11 protein-coding genes and 3 pseudogenes are annotated in these 13,403 nt (G+C 69.7%); 9 read left to right on the top strand and 5 right to left on the bottom strand.

Features of this window, described 5'->3' with window-relative positions:
- Positions 1-147: 147 nt before the first annotated feature.
- Positions 148-1,587, top strand: coding sequence for an NADP-dependent phosphogluconate dehydrogenase (gene gndA, locus ACH4F2_RS20170; RefSeq protein ID WP_398134067.1), 1,440 nt, complete (start codon positions 148-150; stop codon positions 1,585-1,587).
- 578 nt (positions 1,588-2,165) lie between these two features.
- Here the strand turns inward: gndA and ACH4F2_RS20175 are convergent.
- Genes ACH4F2_RS20175 through panD form a run of 3 tightly spaced genes read right to left on the bottom strand, consistent with a single transcriptional unit; the run spans position 2,166 to position 3,649 of the window.
- Positions 2,166-2,804 (bottom strand): aspartate/glutamate racemase family protein, encoded by a 639-nt coding sequence (locus ACH4F2_RS20175; protein WP_398134068.1) that lies wholly within the window; start codon positions 2,802-2,804, stop codon positions 2,166-2,168.
- Between the two features lie 47 nt (positions 2,805-2,851).
- On the bottom strand, positions 2,852-3,196 hold the full coding sequence (locus tag ACH4F2_RS20180; protein WP_398134069.1) for a GNAT family N-acetyltransferase: 345 nt from the start codon (positions 3,194-3,196) through the stop codon (positions 2,852-2,854).
- A gap of 33 nt (positions 3,197-3,229) precedes the next feature.
- A complete protein-coding gene (panD, locus tag ACH4F2_RS20185; RefSeq protein ID WP_398134070.1) occupies positions 3,230-3,649 on the bottom strand; it encodes an aspartate 1-decarboxylase in 420 nt (139 codons plus the stop codon).
- A 389-nt stretch (positions 3,650-4,038) separates the two neighbouring features.
- On the opposite strand from panD, the gene ACH4F2_RS20190 reads away from it, so the two are divergent.
- The 6 genes and pseudogenes from ACH4F2_RS20190 to ACH4F2_RS20215 form a co-directional block, all read left to right on the top strand.
- A complete protein-coding gene (locus tag ACH4F2_RS20190) occupies positions 4,039-4,170 on the top strand; it encodes a hypothetical protein (RefSeq protein WP_398134071.1) in 132 nt (43 codons plus the stop codon).
- Between the two features lie 73 nt (positions 4,171-4,243).
- Positions 4,244-9,256 (top strand): hypothetical protein, encoded by a 5,013-nt coding sequence (locus tag ACH4F2_RS20195; protein ID WP_398134072.1) that lies wholly within the window; start codon positions 4,244-4,246, stop codon positions 9,254-9,256.
- A 258-nt stretch (positions 9,257-9,514) separates the two neighbouring features.
- Positions 9,515-9,667, top strand: coding sequence for a hypothetical protein (locus tag ACH4F2_RS20200; RefSeq protein WP_398134073.1), 153 nt, complete (start codon positions 9,515-9,517; stop codon positions 9,665-9,667).
- A 19-nt stretch (positions 9,668-9,686) separates the two neighbouring features.
- Positions 9,687-9,839, top strand: coding sequence for a hypothetical protein (locus ACH4F2_RS20205; RefSeq protein WP_359760316.1), 153 nt, complete (start codon positions 9,687-9,689; stop codon positions 9,837-9,839).
- A 41-nt stretch (positions 9,840-9,880) separates the two neighbouring features.
- Positions 9,881-9,979, top strand: coding sequence for a MerR family DNA-binding transcriptional regulator (locus ACH4F2_RS20210; RefSeq protein WP_398134074.1), 99 nt, complete (start codon positions 9,881-9,883; stop codon positions 9,977-9,979).
- 11 nt (positions 9,980-9,990) lie between these two features.
- Positions 9,991-10,101: pseudogene (locus ACH4F2_RS20215) on the top strand (MerR family transcriptional regulator); the annotation flags it as partial.
- Positions 10,102-10,366: 265 nt separating this feature from the next.
- On the opposite strand, the gene ACH4F2_RS20220 reads toward ACH4F2_RS20215, so the two are convergent.
- The gene (locus ACH4F2_RS20220) at positions 10,367-10,795 is read right to left on the bottom strand and encodes a hypothetical protein (protein WP_398134108.1); all 429 of its coding nucleotides are present in this window, start codon (positions 10,793-10,795) and stop codon (positions 10,367-10,369) included.
- Between the two features lie 254 nt (positions 10,796-11,049).
- Between ACH4F2_RS20220 and ACH4F2_RS20225 the strand changes: the two are divergent.
- Positions 11,050-12,300, top strand: a pseudogene (locus ACH4F2_RS20225) (IS701 family transposase).
- A 111-nt stretch (positions 12,301-12,411) separates the two neighbouring features.
- On the opposite strand, the gene ACH4F2_RS20230 reads toward ACH4F2_RS20225, so the two are convergent.
- On the bottom strand, positions 12,412-12,675 hold the full coding sequence (locus ACH4F2_RS20230; protein ID WP_307080270.1) for a hypothetical protein: 264 nt from the start codon (positions 12,673-12,675) through the stop codon (positions 12,412-12,414).
- A gap of 137 nt (positions 12,676-12,812) precedes the next feature.
- On the opposite strand from ACH4F2_RS20230, the pseudogene ACH4F2_RS20235 reads away from it, so the two are divergent.
- A pseudogene (locus ACH4F2_RS20235) lies at positions 12,813-13,068 on the top strand (YnfA family protein); the annotation flags it as partial.
- Between the last annotated feature and the right edge of the window lie 335 nt (positions 13,069-13,403).

Here is a 13,403-nt window from a genome sequence, read left to right on the forward strand (position 1 = left end):
GACCGGCACCACGGACACGCAGGCGCACAGGTACGCAGGCGCACAGGCACACAGGCACACAGGCACACAGGCACACCAAGACTACAGAGACACAGAGACTACAGACACAAGGCACCACAGACACCAAGGTCACTAGGAGCCAACCCAATGAGCACTACAGCGCAGATCGGCGTCACGGGTCTCGCGGTCATGGGCCGCAACCTCGCCCGCAACTTCGCCCGCAACGGCTACACGGTCGCGGTGCACAACCGGACCGCGTCGCGCACGCACGCGCTGGTGGAGGAGTTCGGGAGCGAGGGCGACTTCGTCGCGACCGAGACCGCCAAGGAGTTCGTGGCGGCGCTGGAGCGGCCGCGACGCCTGGTGATCATGGTGAAGGCCGGTGACCCGACCGATGCGGTGATCCAGGAGTTCGCCCCGCTGCTGGAGCCCGGCGACATGATCATCGACGGGGGCAACGCCCACTTCGCGGACACCCGGCGCCGGGAACGCGAACTGCGCGAGCAGGGCATCCACTTCGTCGGGACCGGCGTCTCGGGCGGCGAGGAGGGCGCGCTCAACGGCCCGAGCATCATGCCGGGCGGCTCGAAGGAGTCCTATGAATCGCTCGGCCCGATGCTGGAGAGGATCTCCGCGAAGGCGGCGGACGGGGCGCCCTGTGTCACGCACGTCGGTCCCGACGGCGCCGGGCACTTCGTGAAGATGGTCCACAACGGCATCGAGTACGCCGACATGCAGCTGATCGGCGAGGCGTACCAACTGCTGCGCGATGTCGCCGGCTACTCCCCCGCGCAGATCGCCGATATCTTCCGTACCTGGAACACCGGGCGCCTGGACTCGTACCTGATCGAGATCACGGCGGAGGTGCTGTCGCACGTGGACGCGGCGACGGGCAGCCCGTTCGTGGACGTGGTGGTCGACCAGGCGGAGCAGAAGGGCACGGGCCGCTGGACGGTGCAGATCGCGCTGGACCTGGGCGTCCCGGTGTCCGGGATCGCGGAGGCGGTCTTCGCCCGCTCCCTTTCCGGGCACGCGGCGCTGCGAGAGGCCTCGCGCGGCCTGGCGGGGCCCGAGGCGTCACCGCTCGGCGAGTCGGAGGCAGCCGCCTTCGCCGACCGGGTGGAGCAGGCGCTGTACGCGTCGAAGATCGTGTCGTACACGCAGGGCTTCCACGAGATCGCGGCGGGCAGCGAGGAGTACGGCTGGAACATCGACCTGGGCGCGGTTTCCGCGCTCTGGCGCGGCGGCTGCATCATCCGCGCGGCCTTCCTGGACCGCATCCGTTCCGCGTACGGTGCCCGGCCGGACCTGCCGAGCCTGCTGTCGGACGAGACGTTCGCGCGGGAGATCGCCGATGCGCAGGACGACTGGCGCGAGGTCCTCGTCGCCGCGACCCGGCAGGGCGTGCCGACACCCGGCTTCGCCGCGGCCCTCGCCTACTACGACGCCCTGCGTGCCGAGCGGCTGCCGGCGGCGCTGACGCAGGGGCAGCGGGACTTCTTCGGCGCGCACACGTACCGGCGGACCGACCGGGACGGTGCGTTCCACACGCTGTGGGGCGGGGACCGGTCGGAGGTCACCGCGTAGTCGTACGAGATGGGTGACGGGTGGGGCGGTGGACGGCCGTGCGGTCGCGCCCACCGCCCATGCCCTCCGTTCCGTTCGTGCGGCCGTTTGTGCGGCCGTTTGTGCGGCCGTTTGTGCAGCCGTTTGTGCGGCCGTTTCGTTGCCTGTGGCTCAGGTGAGTGGTGGCCCCGGTTCCGGGTTGGGCACCGGCTCCGGCCCCGGCGGGATCGGCGACGGTGAGGGCTCGGGGGGACCCGGGTGCGGGGGCGGCGGGGTTGGCTGCGGGCCTGGCCCCGGGGGCGGGGGTGTCGGTTCCGGGCCGGGCCCCGGCGGAGGAGGAGGTGTCGGGGCGGGGCCCGGCGGCACCGGGTGCGGCTGAGGCTCCGGGTCCGGACCGGGGGCGGGTCCCGGAGTCGGCCCGGGTGGAACGGGATCCGGATACGGGTTCGTCATGGCGCTGTCCTCCGGCCAGTCGGTCGACATCGGCTCTGGACTTGTCCCCCGCCTACCCGATGGCCGCCTCCCCACTCACCCCTCCGCATGAACGGCCGGGCGCCCAGGTGGCCCACCACGCCGAATGACACGGGCGGCGGAAGGCACTACCCGAGGCGTGCTGCCACCGCCCCGGCGGCCAGTCCGGGCGCGGGGCTGGCCAGTACCGGGACCGCGGTCCCGGCCGACTCGCGGGCCGGCGCCATGGAGGCCTGGGCCAGGACGATCACGTCCGCGCCGGTCACGGCGTCGGCCGCCTCGGCCACCAGCCGCAGGTAGCCCTCGGTGTCACCAGCCTCGAAACGCGGCCAGGCGCCCTCGACCAGAAGGGTCCGTACCTCAACGGGACGGCCTGCTCGCCCGGCCTCCTCCCCGATCAGGGCCACCGTCGGCGCGAGCGTGCTCTCCAGGGCGGCGAGGACGACGACGCGCGGACCGGCGGCCACCGCGGCGGCGGCCATCGGCCGGTCGACCCGCAGCACCGGCACCCCGGCCACGTCGGCGGCCGCCTCGGCGACCCCGCCGATGGTCGAGCACGTGCACAGAACGGCCCGCGCGCCCTCGGCGACGGCCTGTCGCAGCACGACCCGTACGGCGCCCGTCACCGCCTCCGGCCCCTCGCGCCGCGCCCGCTCCAGCAGGTCGGCGTCGACGTGGTGCCGCAGTTCCAGACCCGGGTGCGCCTCGTCACGCAGGGCGTCGAAGACCGGGACGTGTACGGGCGAGGTGTGCAGCAGCGCCAGCACGCGCGACCCTTCGTCGTAGTGGCTCGTGATCCCCGGGAGACCCCGGTTCAGAACCGCCCGGGATGTGCCACGAGCCACTCCTTCGCGGCGCGCAGCAGCTCGGGATCGGCGGCGGGCGCCTCGTCCGGGTGGCGCTCGGCCCACTTCACGACGTACGAACACAGCGGGGCGACGGCGACCCCCTCACGTCGCGCGGCTGCGTACAGCTCACGCGCCAGCGAGCCCGCGATGCCCCGGCCCTCGTGGGCGGGCTCGACGACGGTGTGCACGGGGACGAGGGCGCGCTCGGGGGCGTCCAGCGCGAAGTACTCGATACGCCCGACGACCTCATCGCCCGCGACCGCCTCCAGACGGCCCGCCGCCCGCTCGTCACGGATCTCGATGTCGCTCACGGCCACGCTCCTCGTCCTCGCAGGGTCGCTACGTCAGGCCGACACGGCCTGCGGGCTGCGTTCCTGGTCCGATCCCGGCACCGGCTCGGACGCGTCGGCTCCCAGGGCGACGATACGGTTGTCGCCGTCCACATGCACGACCCGCGGCTTCAGCGACCGCGCCTCGGCGTCGGTGACCTGGGCGTAACTGATGATGATCACCAGGTCGCCGGGGTGGACGAGGTGAGCGGCGGCCCCGTTGATCCCGACGACGCCGGAACCCCGCTCCCCCTCGATGACGTACGTCTCCAGCCGGGCACCGTTGGTGATGTCCACGATGTGCACGAGCTCACCGGGCAGCAGGTCGGCGGCGTCCAGCAGATCGGCGTCGATGGTCACGGAGCCGACGTAGTGCAGGTCGGCCTGGGTGACTGTGGCGCGATGGATCTTGGACTTGAACAGAGTACGCAGCACTTTGGACTCCTGGAGGACGGCTCCCTGCCAGCTTTCTGCAGGTCAAGGGCGGTATCACTCTACAACTGGCACGCGCCTGACTCAAAGATTGTGAGGAACATCGCTTCACTCCGGTAAGCAGGCTCCTGCCTGGGCTTCAGCGCGAACACGGCTGTTGTGGCTCGTCGAAGGTGCACCTACTCGAACGCTCTTCGCGGAACTTGCCAGGATCGATGCTGACGAAACGCTGACTTACCTGACGGCATATCAGGAGATTTGGGGGTGCCATCGGGTCACTGCTCAAGGGGCCGCGCCCTTCGTTCCTCGACGAGCCGCGCCGCCCGGACGAGACGGACTCCTGCACCGCCGGTACAGAGGACCGCTACCCGGATGCGTTCGGGCTGCTACCCATGACCGGCGGCTCCGCCCGCCTCACGGAGCGGCCCGCCGCCCTCCCGTACCAGACCCTCGCCCTCGGCCTCGGCCACGATACGAACACCAACGCCCTCCTGGAGAAGACTGCCTTCAACCTCCTCACCTGAGACGGGTCGTGGCACCGAACCGCGCGACGTCGTGCCCGCCTGTACTGTCGGTGGCGCGTCCTATGATGCGGAGATGGTGGGGCGCGACGCAGCAGAGCAGGTGGCCAGCCCGTACGCGACCGGCGGCGGTGGCACGGTCTTGGAACACGACTTCGGTGCCGTCCTGCTGGCGCACCTCCTCCTCGGCGATCCCGTACCGGCACTGGGTGATGACGTGACGCCGGTGTCCGTACGCTTCCAGGACAGCAGTTTCAGCCCCGTGGACGACCTGATCGTCGTTGGGGACACGGCCGACGGAGCACAGCGGCGGTTGTCGATCGGTGTGCGCCGGGCCCCGGCATTCACGACCAGCGACGACTCCACGGCGGACCTGCTCGTGTCCTACCTGCGGATCGTCACGGATCACTGGGCCGAGGCCGGCGCGGGGCATTGGCGGCTGGCGCTCGCTGTGGCCAGCACCAGTCCTGCCGTACGGCAGGTGCATGAGCTGGCCGTGATCGCACGGGGGCAGCCCGACGAGGAGTCGTTCCGCGCGGTAGTGAAGCAGCCGGGACGCACGACTGAAGCGATTCGCAGGCGGCTGAGCCATCTGGACGCGTTGATCGCTCAGGCAGCCAGCAGTCCGAAGGTGAGTACTGAAAGACCTGCCGCCGAGCTGACCTGGCGATTCCTGCACGTGCTCTGGTTGTGGCAACTGAGGCTGGAGGGGGCCGACGAGTCCGACCGTACAGCGGCTGTGGCCCGCCTGCGGAGCGTCGTCCCCGATGCCTCTGTGGAGGGTTCCGCCACCCTGTTCGAAGCTCTGGGGAGACTGTCCCGGAGTTACGCCCCGACAGGGGCCACCGTCACCGAGAGCATGCTCCGGAGGCAGCTCTCTGGGGCTGCGGTCGTTGACCGCTCCCCGTCCTACGCCCCGGCGTGGCGTGCCCTCGACGCCCTGTCGGAGACGGCCGAGAACCTCGTCCGGTTCCGGTTGACCGGTGCCGGCGAGAACCTCGAGTTGGAGCGCGCCGAAGCCGGAAATGCTCTGGCCGCCGAAGCGAGGGCGGTAGCCTCGCGGGCGACCGCGCTGGTCGTCCACGGGGAGCCCGACGCCGGCAAGTCGGCTTTGGCCCTGCGTACCGCTGGGCGGCTGCGAGTCGATGGAGTCGCGGTCACCGTGCTGAACCTGCGGGAGATCCCCACAACGCTTGCGGAATTCGAGGCGCTGCTCGGCGCCCGCCTCGCCGCGGTGCTGGGTGCCTCTGCGGTGGGTAAGGGGCGTCTGCTGGTCGTCGACGGCGCGGAGTCGGTGCTGGAAGGACGTGCCCAGCTGCTCTCGGACCTCGCGCGGGCAGCCATGGCCGCCGGACTCGGCGTGGTGGCGGTCACCCGTGCCGACGGTTCGGGAGCCGCACGTGACGTGCTCGTTCAGGCTGCCGAGAGCGTGGCGCAGGACGGTGGAATCGTCGAGGATCTCGTCCGCGAGCACGAGGTCCCCCGGCTGACTCCAGCCGAGACCACGCGGCTCGTCGAGGTCTTTCCACAGCTGCGGCAGTGGGCCGGTGACGAGCGGACGCGGTGGTTGCTGGGCAGACCTGGTCTGGTGGACATGCTGTTGCGCGCGGGCCCGGGCGTGGCGGCCCCTCAGGGAGCGGCGTCGGAGGCCGACCTGTTCGCCGCCGTCTGGCGCAACCTTGTACGCCGCGGAGAGATGATGACGGCGGGAGGCCCCTCCCCCGACGCTCGCGACCAGTCTCTCCAGGCACTGGCCAGACGCCAACTACTTCCCCGCGAAACCGCCGTGCCACCGGACCCGGCCGCCTTGCCCTCCCTGCGCTCCGACGGTCTGCTGGCGCCGCTCGGCGTGACCAGCGCCTGGAGCCCGTCTGATCGGTTCGCCAGCGATCTCGTGCGAGACATGGCGGTGGTGCGGCTGCTCGTCACGGACGGCTTCGCTCTCCTCTCAACCGCCGACGCGCCGCGCTGGGCGCTGCGTGCCGCACGCATCGCGTGCCAGGCCCATCTACTCGGCGCCGATGACGTCGAACGGTCGCTCGCCCACCTGCGCACCGTCTTCGACGGGATCGCGTCCGACCACGGCGAGCGGTGGTCGGACGTGCCGTGGGAGGCAGTGCTCACCCTCGGTGCCGCCGGAAAGGTACTCGGCCGTGTATGGCCCGCGCTGCAGATGGACCAGCAAGCCGGCTTGCGCACGGTAATCCGGCTGGCCATGCAGCGTTACGCGCCCCATGGCGTCGGCGACCCGCTGATACTCGCGCCCCTGGTCGAACTGGCCTTCTGCCACCCACACGACACCGGCTCCGACAGCGACTCACGGACCGCCCACGACGTGGGCCGCAGAGTCCGCGAACTGGTGCTGGCGTGGCTGTATGGACTAGTGCAGGCCGAGACAAGCGAGCCAGTCCCGATCCGGCAGGCGCTGCGGGACCGCATGCTCGCATCCGATCCGGAGCACTCGGACGAATTCGCAGTGGAAGCCCTGGCGATGCTCGGCACCGACCTCGACAGGCGCGCCGAGGCGTTCCTCAGGGGAATCGCCGACGACGACGGTGCGCGTCTCGAGCCCGCCGTGGAGAGCTTCTGGGCCGCGACGGAGATGGCTAGGCATCAGCCGGATCTGCTGCTGGCCCTGGCCGAGTCCTACTACATCGAACAGCACGACCCTGAGGAGGACAGATACGGCTGGTCCCACTCGTACCCGTTCGACGACGGCATCCGACATCACCGCGCCCGCGGAAGCATCACCGAACAGATGGCGGGGTGGTATCGGGGGCCCTTCTGGCCGCTCCTGAAGGCGCACACCCTCCCTGCACTGGCTCTGATCAACCGGATGCTCGACCACGCTGCGGCCGTCCGGGTCGGGGTGCACGGCGACGATGTCCGAGCACCCGCTGACGAGCCGACCGGAGCAGAACTGGATCTGCCGGGGGTGGGAGTTAGGCACTGCGTCGGGGATGAACACGTCTGGGCCTGGTACCGGGGAGGGTCGATCGGCCCGTACCCGTGCGTGAGCGCGCTGCTCGCGGTCGAGCGCCTCGCGGACCAACTCGTGGCCGTCGTCGGCATCTCTCCCGCCCAGGTCGTGGAGCTTTTGTTGCGCGACTGCAACAACTTGGCCATGCCCGGTCTGGCCGTCGGGTTCCTGGTGCGCCATCTGGAGCAGGCCGGCGATCTACTGATCCCCTGGATGCGGGATCCGAACGTGTGGCAGCTGGAGTTCGTGCGAGTCGCCGGTGAAGGAGTACTGCACGTACAAGGCCCGGACGAGACCGATCTCGTGGGGCGGTCCCGTCGCCGAAGCAGCCCGCGCGATGTCGCCGCCGAACTCACTATGCGCGCGGTCCTCTCGGGGGACCAGGGCCGGGTGGACGAGCTCGCGGCCACCGGAGAGGAACTCGTCCGCCGCGCGGAGGAAATGGTCGCCGACTCCCAGGACGACTCGGAGGCCGACCACTTCCTCGCCTCGGTGCAGGTGTGGGCAGCGACGTTCAGGCCGGAGAACTTCCGCCTGGAAACCGCCGGATCCGGCAACTTGACCGTGCAGTACCAGCATCCCGAGCCGCTGGCGACTCGCATGCGGCCCGACACCGAGATGCTCGACCGGGCCGGCCGGGCCCTGCGCCTGCAGAACACTTACGCCGGATCCGACGGTCGCACCGCCCCTCCCGACACGCTTCTGGCCGACATAGCCGAGGCGCGGTCCTTGGGCGACGACACACCCGGTCTTCCTGTCGACCGGCTTGACCCGATCGCCGCCGTCGCCGCCACCGCTGCCGTCGCACAGGCTCGCGGACGGCTCCGGGTTCCGGTCGACGACCTGCGATGGGCGACGACCGTCCTGATCGAGGCGATCACCGAACCGAGCCGTACCGGGTACGCCGCCTCCTCCTACTACTCGATGGGGGCCGACCGGTCCGCGGCGACCGGCCTGGCGGCGCTCCTAGCGGTGACCTCCGCCGACGCCGTCCTCGACCGGCAGGCGATCATCGACGTCTTGACCCGCTGCAGCACGAACCACTTCGACGAGGTGCGCATGGCGTTCGCCCGGGCTCTCGAATACGTCTGGGCCGCGCCATGCGACACCGACCGACAGCCGGGCCCGTGCCGCCACCAGGTGGCGCTAGACGCCGTGGAGGCGGGACTGCGGGACTGTCGACTGGGCGACTGGGACCCGAAGACCGGCACTCGGGAGCGTCCCCGGCTCGACGGCCCCTACGAGCGAACGCTGCCCGAGGTCGATACGGAACAGCTGTACCTGATCTCGCTGATCCCCCCGCTCGTGGCCGCCGGCGCGGCATCCCTCAGCGACAGTTGTGTGGCGGATCGAGCGAACAGACTCACCGAAACCCTGCTCGCCGCCCACGCCCGCGCCACCGACCACTGGGCCAAGGAGGGGTACGAGAACCGGCACAGCAAGCGAAGCGCGCGCGTCATTGTCGACCTAGCGGTCAGTGGCAACACCGAGCCGCTCAAAGCACACGCACAGCACTTCGCCGCTAACAGCCGCGCCCTGCACCAGTTCCTCCGCGACCTCGCCGTACTCTTCACCTACGACGACGGCCTGCGCCCGTCCCTCCCTGCCGTCTGGCCCGTCGTCATGGAGGCCGCCCTCGACGCCATCGGCGACGGCACCGGGCTACGCACCAGCCATCACTGGGACGGCCTCGCGCTGGGGTCGCTCCTGCCCGCGCCCGAAATCGACATAAGTGACACCGACATCGACGCGACCCTGGCTCGCGCCCGGCAGGACTGGCTCCATCCCGACATCCTCACCAGCCTCCTGGACCGCTGGACAGTACTCGCCCGTCAGGAACCGAAGGCCCTCGATGCACTCGCACAACTCGGCAAGTGCGCCCCGCTCACATGGCAGAGGGACACGGGACTCCGCCTGGCGGAGCGACTGATGGACGGCAACCATCGCATCGCCGCGAACAGGTGCTGGTACCTCCCCGACTGGCTCCGGACGCTTCACTCACGTGATGCCATGACACCGGACCAGATCGCACGGTGGCGACGCCTCGTCGACGGGTTGGCGTCCGCGGGTGACCACCGGGCGGCCGACCTACAGCGTATGGAGGAATGACCCCGCCGCGGGGCCCCCGGGGTGCGGGGGCAGCCGGCCTTGTGTTCGCCCAGGACCGGCTCCGGCGCCAGGGAGCACGTTCCGGCGAGGTGATGGGGCTCTTTGAAATCGGCCACCCCATACTCGGCCCACCCCACACATGCTCAGTGGATCTCCCCACCTGTAGCCGCACCCAAGACTTGAAACCTGTACCTAGGTGCAGGTTTACCGTTGAAGGTGCCCCCCGCCCTCGGGGGCGTGATGACGGGAGTGAGTGCGATGAGTGATGTGGCGTGGGTGCCCCAGTCCTGCACGCTGCCCACCGAGGAGCGGTCTTTGCGGGTCGCGGAGTGGGATGCGCTGTTGTCCCAGCGGCTGACGTCGCTGTCCCGGCCGCAGCCGCTCCGGCTGCGCCTAGACCTGGGGCGTTGAGGAGCGGGTCCGTGCCCTGGTGGAGCGTGAGAGCGGCCGCTGCTCGTTCTTCACCTTCACCGCCACCCCGGGCGAGGACTTGATCTCTCTGGACATTTCAGTAGACCCGGCGCGCGAGGCGGTCCTGGACGCCCTGGCGGCGCGGACCGCTGCCTCGCAGGAGTCTCCCTGAGCTCGGGCCTGCGCAGCGGGCAGGTCGCCGAGGCGGCCGGGATGAACGTGCAGACGCTGCGCTACTACGAGCGGCGCGGCCTGCTGGCCGAGCCGGAACGAAGCATGGCGGTCACCGCCTGTGTGGCGAGGAGGCGGTGACCGCGCTGGGGGTGATCAAGGCGGCCCAGCGGCTCACGCTGGAGGAGGTCGCCGAGCTGCTGGAGGCTGGCCGCTACCGCCGCGGCTGCCCCGTGGCGGGGCTCCAGGAACGTGCTGCGGCCAAGCTCGCCGAGGTCGACGCGAAGATCGCCGACCTGGCCACCATCCGCACCGCCCTGGTCGCCGGTTGTCGAGGCGGGCTGCGACGACCTGACCGTGTGCGCGTTCAGCGCCTGCTCTCCCATCCCCTTCACCGAGTTCGCCGAGGAGAACTGCCATGCCAGACTTTGCTGCTGCCCACCGCCCCCACCGCGCCCCGAAGGCGCTCGGGGGCCTGGCCGCCTTCGCGTGTGTGGCGCCATGACTTCAGCGGTCCACAGATCTTGACTATTGCCCCGACCGTCCACACAGCGCACAGGCCACGGCAATCTCCACGCAGGTCTTCCCGGCGCGGAAGTCACTGCCAACGAACATCTCCGGAGAGCCCGGCACGCAGTCATAGAACTTGCTCATGAACGCGTGCGCCTGCTGCTCAGCGCTCTTGGCCGTGGCCTTGTCGGGCAGAGCGTCGGAGAAATGGGCCTGGATCAGCGTGTGTTGCCAGCGATTGGCTTCCCCGATGTGCCGGGTGAGGCGTTCCCATGGAGCGCTGCTGTACCCGATCTTGATGCGGGGTGTGTGTCCTGCGATCTCCAGGACGTAGAGCCGGTGTTCACGGGACCCGTGCTCGCGAAGGAAGTCATTGGCGGTGGCGCGGGCGCGGTCCTGGATGCGCAGGGCAAGAACGGGCAGCGGCCCGCTGCCGGCCTCCTGCATGAGCCGTCGGGCCAGGCTGCGGGGCTTCTTGATGATGACGCTCCGCTGCGACGGTAGAGGAGGGGGATCGGTGCCAGCATGCAGAGATTGTCGCCCAACGACCCTGCGCGGTAGGCGGGTTCGCCGGAACTGCATGCAAAAGAACCTACTCGTCACCTGTAGACGCCCGCCTAGTAGGGCTTGGTCATCTTCACTCGTGAGTGGCGTGTCTGCTTGTTCGTCGGTGTCGTTGGGCTGGTGTGACACCTGAGGAGATGGCCGGGGTCCGGGAGGACCTGGAGGCGTTCACGGCGGAGTTGTTCGACGGGTTCTTCCGTGCCGATCAGCGGCGGTGGGGGCAGGCGTATGTGCGCGGGCTGCTGCTGGACGGGCGGCGCAAGTCGGTGGAGCCGATGGCGGCCCGCCTGGATGAGGATGGCAACCGGCAGGCGCTGGCCCACTTCATCACCTCCAGCCCGTGGGATGCGGCCCATGTGCGGGCCCGGCTGGCCTGGAGGATGCACGAGGCGATCGGCCCGGAGGCGTTGATCATCGACGACACCGGCTTCCTGAAGGACGGGGACGCCTCGGCGTGTGTGGCCCGGCAGTACACCGGCACCGCGGGCAAGGTCACCAACTGCCAGGTGGGCGTCTCCGCGCACCTGGCAACCGACCGTGCCTCCACGGCCGTCAACTGGCGGTTGTTTCTGCCCGCCTCCTGGGATCCGGCCTCGCCGCAGGCCGATGCGGACAAGGTCGCCCGCCGCACCCGCTGTGGGATTCCCGACCATGTGGGGCATGTGGAGAAGTGGCAGCTGGCTCTGGACATGATCGACGAGACCCTCTCGTGAGGCATCGACATCCCGCTGGTGGTCGCGGACGCCGGCTACGGCGATGCCGCCGTCTTCCGTCACGGGCTGGAGGAACGCGGCCTCACCTATGCGGTGGGCATCTCCTCCCGTCACACCGCTCATCCGGCCGAGGCCCGGCCCGTTCAGCCCGCCTACGTGGGCACCGGGCGTCCGCCGAAAGCCCAGTACCCCGAGCCTGCGCAGACCGTGAAGGACCTGGTCATCGCGGCCGGGAAGGCGGCGGCCCGGCCGGTGTCCTGGCGGGAGGGCTCCCGGCCGGGCACCGGCCGCAGTAGCGTCAAGCGCATGTACTCGCGATTCGTCGCTCTGCGCATCCGCCCGGCCGGACGCGGCATCCGCAGGGCCGCCGATGATCCGGAGCTGCCCGAGCGGTGGCTGCTGGCCGAGTGGCCGGCCACCGATCCGGAACCGGTGCAGTTCTGGCTGTCGAACCTGCCCTCCGGCATGCCGTTGGCCACCCTGGTGCGGCTGGCCAAGCTCCGCTGGCGCATCGAACACGACTACCGTGAGATGAAACAGGCCCTGGGCCTTGCCCACTTCGAGGGCCGCACCTGGGCCGGCTGGCACCACCACGTCACCCTCGTCTCCGCCGGTCATGCCTTTTGCACCCTGCAACGACTGACGCGGGACCCAAAAGATCCGGCGCCGGTCTGAGCCTCTACCAAGTCGTCCGGGAACTGCAGACACTCCTCACCACCTGGACCGGCGCCTGCCCCACCTGCCACCGCGACATACCCACACCCATACGAACCTGACCAAGCCCTACTAGTCGTCGTTCGGCAGGTACCACCCGTGCTCGCGATGCCTGGGCTCTGGTGGGTTCGGGTTCTCGCGGGCGTAGGCCTCGTTTGCACGGCGAATCATCTCTGCGTCGTAGCGGTGCAGCTCGTCGTACAGTTTATCCGCTTCGTTGACATCCCCAGCGGATACGTAACGCTCTCGCAGCGCCTCGCGTTCGTCTGCGAGTTCCGCGTCGGACAGCGGGCGGAGGCTACCGAGGCCACGCGCGATGGAGTTGAAGATGCCCATGCGTTGATGTTGTCACGCTGGGGGTTACCGCCGCGCTGTTGTCCGCCAATACCGCCTCGAAGGTGCGCGAAAACGCCCGGCTCGCGGCTGCTGAGATCACCCCGTCGAAAGGTCCCATCCACAGCTCTTGACTGTTGCTCCGCGAGCACCAGGGCTGGATCTGGATCGGCGCTGGCGTCATCGCGCTGGGCTTGTATGGGGTGGCGGCCACTTTCCAGTCCGACGACAACTCTGGGCGTATCCTCGCCGTGTACGGCGGGATCTTCGTGGCCGGGTCGATCGCCTGGGGGCATGGTCGCCGATGGCTACCGGCCCGACCGCTGGGACGTGATCGGCGCCCTGGTGTGCCTCGCGGGGATGGCCGTGATCATGCACGCGACCCGTAGCCACTGACCGACCTCGTCCACCGTTTGTCAGCACCCAGCAGGGATGACCTGATCTCCGCTGTTGAACCCCTAACCGAGCGGGGCGACGAGCAGCCCTGGCCGTCTTCAAGAATTCCCATCAGAGGTGCTGATCCGCCTCTATCTCCCACACGGGCACCTTCAAGTTCGCGGCTTCCTCCCGGTGTCAAAGGTTGGCATGGCTGGAGGCCACAGTCGGCCTCCGGTCACCGAATCGGGACTCGGACGCCGCCGTCATCAATAGAGGGTGCGGTAGCGCACGATCCGCAAGGCTGCGACTTCGCAGGACATCAGCCGCAACGATGTCGCCCAGCACCTCGTACG

Origin of the sequence: Streptomyces sp. NPDC017890, assembly GCF_044328675.1 — a bacterium.
In the GTDB taxonomy this organism is placed as follows: Bacteria; Actinomycetota; Actinomycetes; order Streptomycetales; family Streptomycetaceae; genus Streptomyces.